Below are 14,986 nucleotides of genomic sequence, written 5' to 3'. Positions count from 1 at the left end.
ATCCGTCGCTCTGGGTAGCTGACCTGCGAACACATCGATTCCGCGAAGGGCGTGTCCGATCTTGCCCGCTCGTGTTAGTACACACGTTCGAGTGAGAAGGCGGCGTGCCTGCGCGATTTCGTCGGAGCGGGGTCGTACCGTTGCCCCTCGTGAGATTCCTGCACACCTCCGACTGGCACGTCGGCCGCACGTTCCACGGCGCCGACCTGCTCGCGGAACAGGAAGCGGTGCTCGGGCACCTCGCCGACCTCGTGGCCGGCGAGGCGATCGACGCTGTCCTGGTGGCAGGCGACATCTACGACCGCGCGGTCCCCTCCGCCGAGGCTGTGCGGGTGGCCACCAGGGCCGTCGCCCGGATCCGCGCAGCCGGCGCGCAACTGGTTGTCACGCCTGGGAACCACGACTCGGCACCCCGCCTCGGCGCCTTCGCGGAATTCGCCGCGGCCGGCGGCCTCCACCTGCGCACCACCGTCGCCGGGCTGGCCGAACCGGTCCTGCTCGAAGACGCTCGTGGGGCCGTCGCCGTCTACGGCATTCCTTACCTCGAACCGGAACCGGCGCGCCACGCACTCGGCGCGCCGGACGCGCGCGGCCACACCGGCGTGCTCACCGAGGCCATGCGCCGGATCCGCGCGGACGTCGGAACCCGGCCCGGCGTCCGCTCGGTCGTGCTCGCGCACGCGTTCGTCACCGGCGGCGAACCCACCGACAGCGAACGCACCATCGCGGTCGGCGGCGTCGAGCAGGTGCCCGGCTCGGTCTTCGACGGCGTCGACTACGTGGCGCTGGGCCACCTCCACGGCCCGCAGACGCTCGCCGAGCACCTGCGGTACTCCGGCAGCCCGCTGGCGTACTCGTTTTCCGAGGCGCGCCAACGCAAATCGGTCTGGCTGGTCGACCTGAGCGCGCACGGCCTGCACGAGGTGCGGCGGCACGAACTGCCCGTGCCGCGGCAACTCGCCACCCTCGAAGGCGAAATCGAGAACCTCTTGACGGCCCCGGAGCACGACGCCTACCGAGACCACTTCCTGTCGGTCACCGTCACCGATCGCGTGCGCCCGGTCGACGCGATGCGGCGCCTGCGCGAGCGGTTCCCGTACGCGGTGCACCTGGAGTGGGAGCCCGCGGGCGGGCACGCCGGCGCCCCGCTGCGCTACTCCGACGCCGTCCGCGGCCGGTCCGACATCGAGGTCTCGCGCAGCTTTCTCGACGACTGCCGCGGCGCCCCGCCGACCGAGAGCGAAGAGCAGCTCCTGTTCCAGGCCCTGGAAGCGGCCGACCGGGGGGCCCTCGCGAAATGAGGCTGCACAGGCTGGAGGTCGAAGCCTTCGGGCCGTACTGCGCACGCGAAGTGGTCGACTTCGACGTGCTCGGCGCCGACGGTCTCTTCCTCCTGCACGGCGAAACCGGCGCGGGCAAGACGACGCTGCTCGACGCGATCGCGTTCGCGTTGTTCGGCGTGGTTCCCGGCGCCCGCAACGAGGCCAAGCGTTTGCGCTGCGACCTCGCGGAGCCCGACCAGGTCACCGAGGTCGCGCTCGAGCTTACCGTGCAGGGGCACCGGCTGAAGATCGTGCGCAATCCCGAGTACCAGCGGCCGAAGCGGCGCGGTGAGGGCACGACCACCCAGCAGGCGCGGGTGTCGCTGAGCTGGGTCGGCACGGCGCCCGCCGGGCTGGCGCCGGAGGGCCTGATCCGGATCGAAGAGGTCGCGCGCACGGTCGAGCGGCTGCTCGGGATGACCGCGGCCCAGTTCTTCCAGGTGGTGCTGCTGCCCCAGGGCGAGTTCGCCCGCTTCCTGCGTTCGGACACCGCCGAGCGCGAGAAACTCCTGGAGCGGCTGTTCGGCACCGAACGCTTCGCCGACGTCGAACGCTGGTTCGCCGACCTGCGCGCCGAGCGCGGCCGTGAGCTGGACGCGCGGCAGCGGGACGTCCGGGAGCTGCTGGCCCGCTACGCGCAGGAGGCCCAGCAGGAGCCACCCGAGACGGACGTGGCCGCGTGGGTCGACACCGTGCTCGACGCGTCGGAGGCCCGCGTCGGGCAGGTGACGGCCGAGGAGGAGCGGGCACGCTCGGCCGCCCAGCGCGCGGACGTCTACCTCCAGGAAGAACGCGCGGGCGCGGAGAAGATCCGGCGGGTCCGCAACGCGCACCTGCGGCTGCTCGAAATCACCGAGCAGGCGCCACAGCGGGCCGAGTGGGCGCAGGAAGTCGCGGCCGCGCGGCGGGCGGCGGGTGTCGCCGTCGAGGCTGACTTGCTGGACAGGCGGGCCGCCGAGCTGGCCGAAGCCGAACAGGAGGAGAAGGCCCGCGGCGCCCGGCTGCGGGAGTTCGGCACCAGGGCGGCCGGTGATCTGAAAGCCCGGGCGGCCACGGCCCACGAAGAGGCGGGCGCGGTCGCCGAGCTGGTCGCCGAGGCCGAACAGCAGGCGCTCGACGTCATGCGTCGGGACGACCGGAAGCTCGCCGCCGTCACGGCGCAGCAGCAGGTCGAGGAGCTGACCGGTGAGCTGGCCGCGATCCCGGGCCAGCTGGCGAAATTGCGCGCGGACGCCCTGACCGCGGCTGAAGCCGAGGCGAAGCTCGATGGCGCCAAGGCAAAGGTGGATGAGCTGCGCGCCTTCGCGCGGGACGCGGCCGAACTGCCCGAGGCCGAGGCGAAAGTCCAGCGAGGCGAAGCGAAACTGCGCGAGGTCGTCGACAAGCATCAGGCGGCCCGGCAGCGCCGGCTCGACCTGCGGGAGCGGCGGCTGGACGGGATGGCGGCCGAGCTGGCCGCCGCGTTGGCCGACGGCGCGCCGTGCCCGGTGTGCGGATCGGCCGACCATCCGGCGAAGGCGAGCCGGGACGTCGAGCTGGTCGACCCGGCCGAGGAACGCGCGGCCGAGGAAGCCGAGCAGGCCGCGGACGTGCTGCGGCAGCGGGTCGTCGTCGCGCTGGAAGAGGCGAAGGCTCGGTTGGCCGGGCTGATCGAGCGGCTGGCCGGGCGCACCGCCGAGTCGATCACCGCCGAGCTGGCGGACGCCCGCGCCACCGTCGCCGCCCTGACCGAGCAGGCCGCCGCCAAGGCGAAACTGGGCCAGCAGGTGGTGCTGCTGGAGCGCGACCTGGAAGCCCGGAGCGAACGGCTGAGGCGGGCCGAACAGGCGGCGACCGAAGCCACCACCGACGTCCGGGCCCTGGAGGAGCGGCTGGCCGAGCGGGAACGCCGCCTGGTCGCCGGGCGGGGTGAGTTCGCGGACGTCGGCGCGCGGCGGCAGCACCTCCTCGGCCTGGCCGAGGCCCTGGAGGCGGTCGCGGAGGCGCGGACGGCGGTGGCCGGCGCCCGGGAACGCGTTGCCCAGCAGAAAACGCTGGTCGAGGCGGCGGTGCAGGCGAAGGGGTTCACGTCGCTGAAGAAGGCGCGGGCCGCGATGCTGCCGGACGAGCAGATCGAGAAGCTGGAGCAGGGCATCGCCGAGGCCGAGGCGGCCGCCGCGGGCGCGCGGGCCCTGCTGGCCGAGCCGGACCTGTTCGGGATCTCGCCGGACGACGTGGCGGACGTCGGCCGCGCGGCCGACGCGGCCCAGCTGGCCCGGGCCCGCGCCGATTCCGCGTACGCGGCGCTGCGAGTGGCCACCGCGCAGCACGAGCAGCTGACCCGGCTGGCGGCGCTGCTGCGCAAGGCGCTGGCCGGGCTCGCGCCGGCCGAAGCGCAGTACGCCGAGCTGCGGGCGCTCGCGGAGGTCGTCAACGGGCGTGGGCAGAACAGCCGCAAGATGTCGTTGCGGTCGTACGTCCTGGCGGCGCGCCTCGAGGAAGTCGCGGTCGCGGCCACGCACCGGCTGCGCACGATGAGCCAGGGCCGGTACTCGTTCGTGCACTCGGACGCGGCCGGCGCGCGCGGCACCCGCGGCGGGCTGGGCATCGACGTGCTCGACGACTACTCGGGCACCATCCGGCCGGCGAAGACCTTGTCCGGCGGGGAGTCGTTCCTCGCGTCGCTGGCCCTCGCGCTGGGGCTGGCCGACGTCGTCGCGGGGGAGACCGGCGGCGCGCTCCTGGACACGCTGTTCGTCGACGAGGGCTTCGGCACGCTGGACGCCGAAACCCTCGACGTCGTGATGAACATCCTCGACGAACTGCGGGCCGGCGGGCGGGTGGTCGGGCTCGTGTCGCACGTCGAGGAACTGCGGCAGCGCATCCCGACCCGGCTGCGCGTCCGCAAGTCCCGCACGGGCTCCACATTGGAGGTGCGCGCGGGCTGAGCACTGAGCCAAGATGAAGCCATGACCGACCAGCCGCCGAACGGCCTGCCCCGCTACCGCATGCTCACCGGCCCGGACGACGCCAAGTTCTGCCACCGGGTCAGCGAGGCGCTGGAGCTGGGCTACCGCCTGTACGGCTCGCCGACCGCGACCTACGACGGCGAGCAGGTCATCGTCGGGCAAGCCGTGCTGTGGCAGGGCGAACAGGGCTAAGCGGCTGCGCGCCGGAGGTACATCCCGGCGTAGGAGCACCACGGCGTCCACGCCCGGGCCCGTTCGCCGAGCGTTTCCGGCGTGATGCCCAGGCCCGAGGCGCCGCGGCGGACGGCGGGGTCGTCGGCGAGCAGCACGTCCGGGGCGCCGAGGACCCGCATCACCACGTAGTCCGCGGTCGGCAGGTTGACGCACGTCAGCAACTCGGCGCGCAGCTCCGCCGCGTCCCGGCCGACGTGCACGTCCAGCCGGCCCTCCGCCAACGCGGCGATCGCGGCGTTGCCCGGCACGGCCGCGGCGACCTGGGCGGCCGTCGGGAACAGCCGCGTCACGCCCCACTCGCCCGGTACCTCGTCGCCGAGCGGCGGCACGACGTCGAGCACCGCGCGGAGCAGCAGTTCCTCACCGTCCACCGTGCCCGGCACCCGCATCCCCGGCACGGCCACGACCACCGGGGCCAGCGCCGGGTCCGCGCCGAGCACGCGGGTGACGGCCGCGGGGTCGGCGTCCAGGTCGAGCAGCCGGCGCACCCGGCTGACCGCGCTGCCGAGGTCGCGCAGGTCGGTGAGCATCAGCTCGCAGCGCACGTGGTCGGGCGAAGGCGTCAGCCGCACGACACCGGTGCCGTGGGAGAGCCGCAGCGTGCGCGCGTAGCCCTCCGACGTCACTTCCTCGACGCCCGGCACCGCGTTGTCCGCGAAGAAGCGAAGCAGCCCCGAAGCGTCGAAGGGCGGCCGGAACGGCAACCGCAGGCTGAGCCGGGTGCCGGTGACGTCGCTCTGTCGTCCGCGCCGGGACGCCGCGAAGGCGCGAAGCTGCGAAGGCGTCGTCGCGAACACTTCGCGGATCGTCTCGTTGAACTGCCGCACGCTGGAGAAGCCCGCCGCGAAGGCGACGTCCGTCAGCGGCAGCTCCGACATCTCGATCAGCAGCCTCGCCGAGTGCGCGCGGTGTGCCCGGGCCAGTGCGAGCGGGCCCGCGCCCAGCTCCGCGGTCAGCACCCGGCCGAGCTGGCGTTCCGAGTACCCGAGCCGCCGGGCGAGCCCGGGGACGCCTTCGCGCTCGACGGTCCCGTCGGAGATCAGCCGCATCGCCCGCGCGGCCAGGTCGGCGCGCACGTTCCAATCCGGCGAGCCGGGCACGGCGTCCGGCAGGCAGCGGCGGCAGGCGCGGAAGCCGTTGGCCTGCGCCGCCGCCGACGTCGGGAAGAAGCGGACGTTCTGCACCTTCGGCGTCGACGCCGGGCAGGACGGGCGGCAATAGATCCCGGTGGTGCGGACGGCCATGATGAACTGGCCGTCGAAGCGCGAGTCGCGGGCGGTGACCACGCGGTAGCAGCGTTCGGCGTCGCGCCAGAGTGAGAGCGTTTCGGTGACCATTGACCCGAGCATGCCAGCAGGTCAGCGCGGTCGCTGGCGGAAATCCGCCACGGCGTTGGGTGCGTGGGGCGCGACCGGGGCGGACACGTAGACTGCGGGGTCGTGAGCCTCACCCTCGGTATCGTCGGCCTGCCCAACGTCGGCAAGTCCACCCTGTTCAACGCGCTGACCCGCAACGACGTGCTCGCCGCGAACTACCCGTTCGCGACGATCGAGCCGAACGTCGGTGTCGTGCCGCTGCCGGACCCCCGGCTGGACAAGCTGGCCGAGCTGCACAAGTCGGAGAAGATCGTCCCGGCCGTGGTGTCCTTTGTGGACATCGCGGGCATCGTGAAGGGCGCCTCCGAGGGCGCCGGGCTGGGCAACAAGTTCCTGGCGAACATCCGTGAGGCCAACGCGATCTGCCAGGTCATCCGCGTCTTCGACGACCCCGACGTGGTGCACGTCGACGGCCGGATCGACCCGTCGAGCGACATCGAGACGATCAACACCGAGCTGATCCTCGCCGACCTGCAGACGCTCGACAAGGCGCTGCCGCGGCTGGAGAAGGAAGCGCGGACGAAGAAGGAGAACAAGCCCGCGCTGGACAACGCCCAGAAGGCGAAGGAGATCCTCGACGCCGGGCGCACGCTCTTCCAGGCGCAGAAGGAAGTCGACTTCGACGCGCTGCGCGAGCTGAGCCTGCTGACGACGAAGCCGTTCCTGTACGTCTTCAACGCCGACGAGTCGGTGCTCACCGATGAAGCCCGCCGCGACGAGCTGACCAAGCTGGTCGCGCCGGCGGACGCGGTGTTCCTCGACGCGAAGGTCGAGGCGGAGTTGCTGGAGCTGGACGACGAGGAGTCGGTGCGCGAGCTGCTCGAGTCGGTCGGCCAGCCGGAGCCGGGCCTGTACTCCCTGGCCCGCGCGGGTTTCCACACACTGGGCCTGCAGACGTACCTGACGGCGGGCCCGAAGGAGTCCCGCGCCTGGACGATCCCCCAGGGCGCCACGGCCCCCCAGGCGGCGGGCGTCATCCACACGGACTTCGAGCGCGGCTTCATCAAGGCGGAAATCGTCTCCTACGACGACCTGATGCAGGCGGGCTCGATGGCGGCCGCCCGCGCGGCGGGCAAGGTCCGCATGGAGGGCAAGGACTACATCATGGCCGACGGCGACGTGGTCGAGTTCCGCTTCAACGTGTGACCGTCTTCGTGCGGGAAGTGAGGGCTTCCCGCACGAAGACGGGTGGTACTGCGTCGGCCTCAGTCCGCCTCGTCCGGACTCTCGCTGACCTCCGCGGTCGCGAATCGGGCGGAGTCCTCCTGGGCCTCTCCGGCATCGACGTCACGGGGGACGGGTTTGCCCATCGCCTCTTCGACCAGCTTGCACAGTGACTCGCGGCGGTCGGTGAAGTAGCCGTCGAAGTCGTCGGCTCGAAGCTTCTGGGCCGGTACGCAGTGGGATCCGAGCAAGGCGTCGAGCGAGTCGGCCGAAATCTGCGCCTTCTGCTCGATCAACTGCAGGTACTTCGATGGCGCTGCGCCGCCGATCGCCCGGTTGGTGCGCGCCGAGAGTGCAGTCTTGTTGACGATGCTCTCGCGGCGTTCGTCGTCGATGCCGTGTTCGAAGCACCACTTCTTGGGGAAGATGTGGTGAATGTCGACCGAAAGGTTGACGTATTGGACTTTGTCCAGCGCTTTGTCTTCCATCCAGTCGCGAGCATGGTTGCCGAGCAGCAGCGCGTAGATCCCCTTGTACGCGGCCGCACCCCTCGTCCTGAGCGAGTGCAGCCTCGATTCGACGAACGTCGCATCCTGCACGGTGTTGGGGGTTGCCGCGCCGTCATGGCGGCGCGCCCAGGCTGGGACGAGTTCGAGATCGCGGACGAACCGGGTCTCGATGGCGCCGCCGTACAGCTCACCGAGGATGCCGCACCAGAACCAGCGGGTGATCCGTTCTCGTGGGCCGATGAGGTCCGCGTCGGATCCCATCACGACCTTGATCGCGGCGAGCGGTACCAGTTGCTTGGGATAGGGCAGGAAACGTGCATCGAAGATGTGCCGGTCGGCGAGGAAGTCGGCTGTCCAGATGAACGCCTCGCGCAGCGGTCCGACCCATTCGAGGTAGTCGTTCAGCGTGAGCTTGAGGACGTCCTCGCGTTTGGCCGAGACAGCCGGTGGCCGGGTACCCGCGCCGGCCGCCCGATTGCGCTTCAGCGTTGCGAGCAGGGTCACGGCCTGCAGGAAATCCGTGTTCTCCAGCCCGGAGAGCACCGGATACGAGGAGAACTTGGCTTCGGTTTCCTTCCAGTCGTCGTTCAGCCGGAAATCCGCGCCCGTGGCGTTGAAGTAGTCCTTGTCGCCTGCGAAGGTCGCGGTGAGGAGTTCGAACACGTTGAGGGACAGGCCGCCGGTGTTGACCTTCTCGAACACCGTGGCGACCGCTGCCTTGCTCGTCGAGTTGTCCAGTTCGATCGCGGGAATGTTGTACGTGGTGACGGGTTGGACCACCCGGGCGTGGAACTGCGCGGCCTGCTCTTTGTCCTCGAGAGCGAACAACCAGTTCACGGTCTCGGCGCCGGCGAACAGCAACCGGAGCGGGAAGCAACCGCCGGCACGTTCCTTCTCCGGTGTGGACAGGTCCCGGACGATGTCCTTGCCGAAGTTGGTGCGCTCGAAACCGTCCCCCGGGACGGAGATGACTGCTTCGTCGATGCGGTCTTCGCCCTCGAGGGCCAGGGCCATGTCGACGTAGTAACGCCGGCTGAGCAGCTTGCCACGGCCGTCCATCGTCGCCACGACACCGTCGCCGGTGAGGGCCTGGGTCAGCGAGGTGAGCCGTTGCTGCCCGTCCAAGAGGAGGAGGTCCGGAACGGCGTCCGGTGCCGGACTCGCCCCCTCCAGCGGCTTGGGCTTGAACCGCACCTGGTCATTGCCGGTTTTCAGCAGCATGACGACGCCGAGCGGGTGGCCGCGCAGGATGGTCACGAGCAACTGGCGGATGCGCTCGTCCTCCCACTTGTAGCCGCGCTGGAAGTCTCCCCGAGTTCAGGTCGTCGAACAGCCGCCGGCCGTGTAACAGATGATCCGGTGGCTGGATCCTCCCGCTCGTCGTCCACTGCAGGTATTCGAACAGGCCGGCCGCTCGATGTGAGCGTCGGCTACTGACTGTTGTTTTCATTGGACGCAGGATATACTGCGTCCAATGAAAGCTTCGCCGAGCTTGCTGCCCCTGCTGCGGTCGCGCATGCAGGGTGAGCTGCTCGCGCTGGTCCTCCTCCACCCGGAGCGCGAGTACAGCATCACCGAGCTCGCCAGGACCTTCGGGGTCTCGGCGACCACCGTGCTGCGTGAGGTCGAACGGCTCGTCGGCGGGGGCATCCTGGAAGACCGGCGGGTAGGCCGCAGCCGGCTCGTCAAAGCCCGTACGGACACTCCGCTCTACCGGCCGCTCAGCGATGTCATCTCGGTCACCTTCGGGCCGCTTCCACTGCTGGCCGAGGCGCTGTCCGGCCTCGCCGGCGTGCGCGAGGCCTACATCTACGGGTCCTGGGCCGCGCGCTACAGCGGGGAACCGGGGCCGCCGCCCGGTGACGTCGATGTCCTGGTCGTCGGGTCGCCCGACCCGGATGCGCTGTTCGATCTGGCCGAGGGCGTTTCGCGGCGGCTGGACCGGGAGGTCAACGTCCACCGCATCTCGCCGGAATCGTGGGCGGCGGAGAGCAGCGCCGATCCGTTCCTCACCAGCGTGCGCGAGCGTCCGCTGGTCCCGCTGCCGCTCTCTCAGGAGGCAGGATGACCCGCTGGAACCAGGGCCGCGCCACGATCGACGCCCTCCTCGCGCGCGGCTCCCTCGAACGCGTCCCGGCTTCGCGGGACGTCGCCGAGGCGGAGATCGCCCGGGCTCGCACCCACGTCGATTCGGCGCGGCAGCTGCTGACCTCGGACCCCGAAGGCGCCTACACACTGCTGTACGACGGCGCTCGCCGCGCCCTGGCGGCCGTCCTGCAGAACCAAGGCCTGCGCGCGACGAGCCGGGGTGGTCACGTCGCCGTCTACGAAGCGGTTCTCGCGCAGCTCGATCCGCCGCTGGGGCCGCTTCTGCGTCCCTTCAACCGGATGCGGGTGCGGCGCAACGAGGTCGCCTACCGCTCGTCCGAGGCGCCTTCGGTGACGGCCGAGGACGTGACGGCCGACGTGGCGAAGGTCGAGGACCTGATCGGGGTCGCCGAGAAGACGATCCCGAACATGGCCCGCTACTGATGGCGGCCCGCCCGCTGACCGCGAACGAGCGGACGACGCTGGACACGCTGCTCGCGGCGGACTTCCCGGGCGCGGTGGAACTACGGGCGCAGGCCGCCACCGCCCGGGTGACCGGGCGGTGCGGCTGCGGGTGCCCGAGCATCGACCTGGAGGTGGACCGGACGCTGCCGGTCGCGAAGGTCGTCGACGTCCCGGTCGCGGTCGAAGCCGACGCGCCCGGCGGCGGTCTCATCGTGTTCGTCGCCGACGGCCGGTTGTCCTGCCTCGAATACTGGGGCACGGAAGACGAGCCCCCGGCCGAGTTTCCGCCGCTCGGGCAGATCGAGCTCGGAGCGGACTAGCCGAGCAGGCCCAGCAGGGCGATCGCGATCAGCACCACCGCGGGGGCGAGGGCGTTGATCCAGGCGCGCTGGGCGGCGGTGAGAGCGGTGCTGTTCATGGCGTTCCCTACGGGCGAAAACCGATGCTTCCGCAGGATCAGCGCCTCGATCATGCTCCGCGTTAGCCGCTGTGATCGAACTCTCAGCTGTCCAGGTGGCGACGGTTGCGGACGGTGAACCAGAGCACCCCGCCGGCCGCCGCCACCATCGTGGCAAAAGCTGCCGTTCCGACCACGATTGCCTGCGTCATCTCTGTTCTCCCTCCCGAAGGTTCCGGTAACCGGGAGACGTCGGGGGCAGGCAAAAGTGCACTGAGCGTAACCAGGGTCACACCAGGACGGCGTCGATCTGGGCCGCGAGAGAAAAGTCCTTCGCCGTCAGGCCGCCCGCCGAATGCGTGGAGAGCCGGAACGTCAGGGTGCGCCAGCGGATGTCGATGTCCGGGTGGTGGTCGGCGGCCTCGGCCAGCTCCGCCACCCGGTTCACCACCTCGATCGCCCGGGGGAAGCTCGACAGCTCCACCTCGCGGGAGATCACCGCGCCGGACCGCGTCCAGCCCGCGCCCAATCGTGCGTCGGCCTCGGAGTCGCTCAAGATTTCCGTCATGTCTCCATCGTCCTGCGTCCTGGACTACGCTGCACGGTTGCCACGGGAGTCCGGCGGGTGCCGGGCTGAGAGGCGGGTATCCGCGACCGTTCGCACCTGACCGGATCATGCCGGCGACGGGAGGGCTTCCCTCCGCGTCCGGCGAAGTGCAGGAGGGTAGATGAAACGCAGGGCTGCGACGGCCGTTGCCGTCGTCGGCGTGGTCGCCGCGGGGTGCTCGCTGTCGGACGGTGACGGTGGCACGCAGCAGACGCCCACCGTCACCCTCGTGACGCACGCCTCCTTCCTGGCGCCGCAGGAGGTGCTCGACGCCTTCCAGAAGCAGTCGGGCATCAAGATCTCCGTGCTCATGCAGGGCGACGCCGGCTCGCTGACCAACAAGCTCGTGCTGACGAAGGCCAACCCGATCGGCGACGTCGCGTACGGCGTCGACTCCACCTTCGCCTCCCGGGCGCTGACCGAGGGCGTCTTCGAGCCCTACACCAGCCCCGAAGCCGACCGCGGGCCCCAGCGCTACGCCGTCGACCCCGAGCACCGGCTCTCCGCGGTCGACGTCGGCGACGTCTGCGTCAACGTCGACACGAACTACTTCACCGCCAAGGGGATCCCGGCGCCGTCGAGCTACGACGACCTGGCCGACCCGAAGTACAAGGACCTGCTGGTCGCCGAGGACCCGGCGACCGCGTCCCCCGGCCTGGCGTTCCTCCTCGGCACCATCGCCAAGTACGGCGACGCCGGGTGGAAGGACTACTGGGCGAAGCTGAAGGCCAACGGCGTCAAGGTGGTCAGCGGCTGGGAAGAGGCCTACACCAAGCAGTTCTCCGGCTCGTCCGGCAAGGGGCCGCGGCCGATCGTCGTCTCGTACGCGTCGTCGCCCGCCGCCGAGATCGGCGACGACGGGAAGCCGCGCACCAAGGCGCTGCTCGACACCTGCTACCGGCAGGTCGAGTACGCCGGCGTGCTGGCGGGCGGCAAGCAGGTCGAGAACGCCCGCAAGGTCGTCGACTTCCTGCTCTCGCAGCAGTTCCAGGCGACGGTCGCGGCCAACATGTACGTCTACCCGGCGCGCCAGGGCGTCGACCTGCCGCAGGGCTGGGCGCAGGCCGCGCCGCTGCCGCAGAAGCCGCAGACGCTGCCCGCGGACCAGGTGCAGGCCGGACGCGAGAAGTGGATCGGCGAATGGCGCACGCTCGTGCAGTGACATCCGAGGCTCCGCCTCGGGCCGGGGGCTCCGCCACCCGGAGCCCCCGAAAAGCACCAGTCCTAGCCCCACCCCGAACCGCCCGCGGCCTCGGCCTGGCCCTCCTCGCCCTGGCCCCGATCGGCTTCCTGGTGGTGTTCTTCGCCTGGCCGGTGCTGGCGATCATCGGCCGCGGGTTCGCCGCGGGCGGCCTCGACGTCGTCCTCGGCGACCCGCGGACCTGGCAGCTGGCGCTGTTCACCGTCGCCAGCGCCGCCGGGTCGACGGTCGTCGCGGTGCTGGCCGGCCTCCCGGTGGCGTTCCTGCTGGCCCGCGTGCGCCTGCCGGGCGTCGGCCTGGCGCGGACGCTCGTGCTGGTGCCGTTCGTGCTGCCGACCGTGGTCGTCGGCCTCGCGTTCCGGGCGCTCTGGCCGGACGGCGGTGTCCTGCCGATCGTGCTGGCCAACGCCTTCTTCAACGTCGCCGTCGTCGCGCGGACCGTCGCCGGGCTGTGGGCGCGGCTGGATTCGCGGACGGCCGACGCCGCCCGGGCGCTCGGCGCGTCGCCGTGGCGGGCGTTCCGGTCGGTGACGCTGCCCGCGCTCGCTCCGGCGGTCGCGTCCGCCGCGGCCGTCGTGTTCCTGTTCTGCGCCACCAGCTTCGGCGTCGTCCTGATTCTCGGCGGCGCCCGCTACCGGACCCTGGAAACCGAGATCTACCTGCGGACCGTCGACCTCCTCGACCTCTCCGGCGCGGCCGCGCTCTCGCTGATCCAGTTCGCGGCCGTGGTCGCCGCGCTGGTGCTCGGCGGGCTGGCGCGGCGGCGCAAGGAGGGCGCGCGGACCGGGTCCGGCGGGGCGCGCCGGCCGAGGGGCGGCGAATGGTGGGTCGTCGGCGCCGCGGGGCTCGTCCTCGTGTTGCTGGTGACGCCGATCGTCGCGCTCCTCGCCGAGTCGGTGTCCACAGAGGACGGCTGGAGCCTCGCCGGGTACCGGGCGCTGACGAGCACCGGCGAGAAGGGCGCGCTCCAGGTGTCCGGCTGGGACGCCGCGCTGAACTCGCTCAAGGTGGCCGTCGACGCGACGCTGCTCGCGATGGTCGTCGGCGTGCTCGCGTCCGTGGTGCTGGTGGCGCTGCGCCGGTCGCCCGCGAAAGCCGCGCGCGGGCTGGGCGAGACGATGGACGCCGTCCTGATGCTGCCGCTCGGGGTGTCCGCGGTGACCGTCGGGTTCGGCTACCTGGTGACGCTCGACGCGCTGCCCGGCGACCTCCGGACGTCGCCCTACCTGGTGCCGCTGGCCCAGGCGCTGGTGATCATCCCGCTGGTCGTGCGGATGGTGCTGCCGGTGCTGCGCTCGGTCGACGTCCGGCTGCGGCAGGCCGCGTCGACGCTCGGGGCGAGCCCGCTGCGGGTCTGGCGGGAGATCGACCTGCCGCTGACGCTGCGGCCGCTGGTCGCGGCGGCGGGCTTCGGCTTCGTCGTCGCGCTGGGCGAATTCGGCGCGACGAGCTTCCTCGCCCGGCCGACGGCGCCGACGTTGCCGGTCGCGGTCGCGACGCTGATGGCGCGCCCGGGGGAGCTGAACAACCAGATGGCCTACGCGGCGTGCGCGTTGCTGATGCTCGTGACCGTGCTGGCGGTCGCGCTGATCGACCGGCTCGGGCGCGGCGGGGTGGGAGAGTTCTGATGGCGTTGTCGGTACGGGACCTGACTGTCCACTACGGAACGTTCGCGGCGGTCCGCGACGCCCGCCTGGACATCGCCGACGGCGAGGTGCTGGCCCTGCTCGGCCCGTCGGGCTCGGGCAAGTCGACGCTGCTGCGCGCGATCACCGGCCTCGAGCCGTCGGCCCGCGGCTCGGTGAGCTGGGACGGCGAGGACCTCGGCGCGGTCCCGGTCCACCGCCGCGGCTTCGGCCTGGTGTTCCAGGACGGCCAGCTGTTCACCCATCGTGACGTCGCCGCGAACATCGCGTTCGGCCTGCGGATGCACGGGGTGCCGCGGGCGCAGTGGGCGCCGCGCGTGGCCGAGCTGCTGGAGCTGGTGGGGCTGTCCGGCTTCGAGAAGCGCCGGGTGACGGAACTGTCGGGCGGCCAGGCGCAGCGGGTGGCGCTCGCCCGGGCGCTGGCGCCGAAACCGCGGTTGCTGCTGCTGGACGAGCCACTGTCCGGTTTGGACGCCGGGTTGCGCGAGCAGCTGGCGATCGACCTGGCGGACCTGTTGCGGCGCAGCAAGATCACCGCCCTGCTGGTGACGCACGACCAGGAGGAGGCCTTCACGCTGGCCGACCGGGTCGCCGTGCTGGACGCGGGGGAGGTCCGCCAGGAGGGCGCGGTCCGCCGGGTGTGGCGGAACCCGGCGGACGACGACGTGGCCCGGTTCCTGGGGGTGACGACGTTCGTGGACGGCACCGCGGCGGCCGGGCGCGTGCACACGGACCTGGGCGACCTGGTCCTCCCGGACGTCGGCGACGGCCCGGTGCGGCTGGGGTTGCGGCCGCACGCGCTGAAGGTGGCCCCGGACGGCGTGCCGGGCGAGGTCGTCGCGGCGGTGCACCGCCGGGAACACGTGCGGCTGGTGGTCAAACTCGCCGAGTCCACTGTGGACGCGGTTGCCCCGGCGGCGGCGGACCTGCGCGCCGGCGACGCCGTGCGGCTCGCGCTCGACCCCGACGGGATGGCGGTGGTCGGCCGGTGGGTGGTTGTGGTTGGTGGGGGGTACAGCAAGAAAAAAA

General features: G+C 71.7%; 12 protein-coding genes and 1 pseudogene. 10 read left to right on the top strand and 3 right to left on the bottom strand.

The features are described 5' to 3' along the window. The first annotated feature begins 149 nt into the window (after nucleotides 1-149). From ACWEF6_RS21810 to ACWEF6_RS21800, 3 genes are read left to right on the top strand one after another with little or no spacing between them, the layout of a single operon-like run. Nucleotides 150-1,301, top strand: a complete 1,152-nt coding sequence (locus tag ACWEF6_RS21810) for an exonuclease SbcCD subunit D (protein ID WP_449684637.1) — start codon at nucleotides 150-152, stop codon at nucleotides 1,299-1,301. After that, nucleotides 1,298-4,249, top strand: a complete 2,952-nt coding sequence (locus ACWEF6_RS21805) for an AAA family ATPase (protein ID WP_449684636.1) — start codon at nucleotides 1,298-1,300, stop codon at nucleotides 4,247-4,249. The genes ACWEF6_RS21810 and ACWEF6_RS21805 overlap by 4 nt, the downstream gene beginning before the upstream one ends. 21 nt (nucleotides 4,250-4,270) lie before the next feature. Continuing rightward, on the top strand, nucleotides 4,271-4,462 hold the full coding sequence (locus ACWEF6_RS21800) for a DUF1737 domain-containing protein (protein ID WP_449684635.1): 192 nt from the start codon (nucleotides 4,271-4,273) through the stop codon (nucleotides 4,460-4,462). On the opposite strand, the gene ACWEF6_RS21795 is transcribed toward ACWEF6_RS21800, so the two are convergent. Then, nucleotides 4,459-5,841, bottom strand: coding sequence for an AlkA N-terminal domain-containing protein (locus ACWEF6_RS21795; RefSeq protein ID WP_449684634.1), 1,383 nt, complete (start codon nucleotides 5,839-5,841; stop codon nucleotides 4,459-4,461). The two genes, ACWEF6_RS21800 and ACWEF6_RS21795, sit on opposite strands and share 4 nt — an antisense overlap. Nucleotides 5,842-5,943: 102 nt before the next feature. On the opposite strand from ACWEF6_RS21795, the gene ychF reads away from it, so the two are divergent. Beyond that, a complete protein-coding gene (ychF, locus tag ACWEF6_RS21790) occupies nucleotides 5,944-7,026 on the top strand; it encodes a redox-regulated ATPase YchF (RefSeq protein ID WP_449684633.1) in 1,083 nt (360 codons plus the stop codon). 59 nt (nucleotides 7,027-7,085) lie between these two features. Here ychF and ACWEF6_RS21785 read toward each other — a convergent pair. Further along, nucleotides 7,086-8,849 (bottom strand): annotated as a pseudogene (locus ACWEF6_RS21785) (GmrSD restriction endonuclease domain-containing protein); the annotation flags it as partial. 178 nt (nucleotides 8,850-9,027) lie between these two features. On the opposite strand from ACWEF6_RS21785, the gene ACWEF6_RS21780 reads away from it, so the two are divergent. From ACWEF6_RS21780 to ACWEF6_RS21770, 3 genes are read left to right on the top strand one after another with little or no spacing between them, the layout of a single operon-like run. Then, a complete protein-coding gene (locus ACWEF6_RS21780) occupies nucleotides 9,028-9,621 on the top strand; it encodes an ArsR family transcriptional regulator (protein WP_449684632.1) in 594 nt (197 codons plus the stop codon). Continuing rightward, nucleotides 9,618-10,085: a hypothetical protein gene (locus tag ACWEF6_RS21775; RefSeq protein ID WP_449684631.1), complete on the top strand. Its 468-nt coding sequence runs from the start codon at nucleotides 9,618-9,620 to the stop codon at nucleotides 10,083-10,085. The genes ACWEF6_RS21780 and ACWEF6_RS21775 overlap by 4 nt, the downstream gene beginning before the upstream one ends. After that, a complete protein-coding gene (locus ACWEF6_RS21770; RefSeq protein WP_449684630.1) occupies nucleotides 10,085-10,426 on the top strand; it encodes a hypothetical protein in 342 nt (113 codons plus the stop codon). The genes ACWEF6_RS21775 and ACWEF6_RS21770 overlap by 1 nt, the downstream gene beginning before the upstream one ends. A gap of 366 nt (nucleotides 10,427-10,792) precedes the next feature. Here the strand turns inward: ACWEF6_RS21770 and ACWEF6_RS21765 are convergent, their stop codons facing one another. Next, on the bottom strand, nucleotides 10,793-11,071 hold the full coding sequence (locus ACWEF6_RS21765; protein ID WP_449684629.1) for a 4a-hydroxytetrahydrobiopterin dehydratase: 279 nt from the start codon (nucleotides 11,069-11,071) through the stop codon (nucleotides 10,793-10,795). Nucleotides 11,072-11,231: 160 nt separating this feature from the next. On the opposite strand from ACWEF6_RS21765, the gene ACWEF6_RS21760 reads away from it, so the two are divergent. From ACWEF6_RS21760 to ACWEF6_RS21750, 3 genes are all read left to right on the top strand, one after another. Beyond that, nucleotides 11,232-12,272: a thiamine ABC transporter substrate-binding protein gene (locus ACWEF6_RS21760; RefSeq protein WP_449684628.1), complete on the top strand. Its 1,041-nt coding sequence runs from the start codon at nucleotides 11,232-11,234 to the stop codon at nucleotides 12,270-12,272. Between the two features lie 110 nt (nucleotides 12,273-12,382). Next, the gene (locus ACWEF6_RS21755) at nucleotides 12,383-13,939 is read left to right on the top strand and encodes an ABC transporter permease (RefSeq protein ID WP_449684684.1); all 1,557 of its coding nucleotides are present in this window, start codon (nucleotides 12,383-12,385) and stop codon (nucleotides 13,937-13,939) included. Continuing rightward, nucleotides 13,939-14,986: ABC transporter ATP-binding protein (locus ACWEF6_RS21750; RefSeq protein ID WP_449684627.1), on the top strand; the 1,048-nt coding region annotated here is incomplete at its 3' end. The genes ACWEF6_RS21755 and ACWEF6_RS21750, both read left to right, overlap by 1 nt.

The organism is Amycolatopsis sp. NPDC004772, assembly GCF_053601215.1.
The sequence above is the reverse complement of the archived record's forward strand: the minus strand, read 5'-3'. Positions and strand labels throughout refer to the sequence as shown.

Coding starts and splice junctions, on each gene's coding strand:
- ACWEF6_RS21805 (WP_449684636.1), top strand. CDS start 1,298: ATGAGGCTGCACAGGCTGGAGGTCGAAGCCTTCGGGCCGTACTGCGCA.
- ACWEF6_RS21775 (WP_449684631.1), top strand. CDS start 9,618: ATGACCCGCTGGAACCAGGGCCGCGCCACGATCGACGCCCTCCTCGCG.
- ACWEF6_RS21770 (WP_449684630.1), top strand. CDS start 10,085: ATGGCGGCCCGCCCGCTGACCGCGAACGAGCGGACGACGCTGGACACG.
- ACWEF6_RS21800 (WP_449684635.1), top strand. CDS start 4,271: ATGACCGACCAGCCGCCGAACGGCCTGCCCCGCTACCGCATGCTCACC.
- ACWEF6_RS21795 (WP_449684634.1), bottom strand. CDS start 5,841: ATGGTCACCGAAACGCTCTCACTCTGGCGCGACGCCGAACGCTGCTAC.
- ACWEF6_RS21765 (WP_449684629.1), bottom strand. CDS start 11,071: ATGACGGAAATCTTGAGCGACTCCGAGGCCGACGCACGATTGGGCGCG.
- ACWEF6_RS21780 (WP_449684632.1), top strand. CDS start 9,028: ATGAAAGCTTCGCCGAGCTTGCTGCCCCTGCTGCGGTCGCGCATGCAG.
- ACWEF6_RS21760 (WP_449684628.1), top strand. CDS start 11,232: ATGAAACGCAGGGCTGCGACGGCCGTTGCCGTCGTCGGCGTGGTCGCC.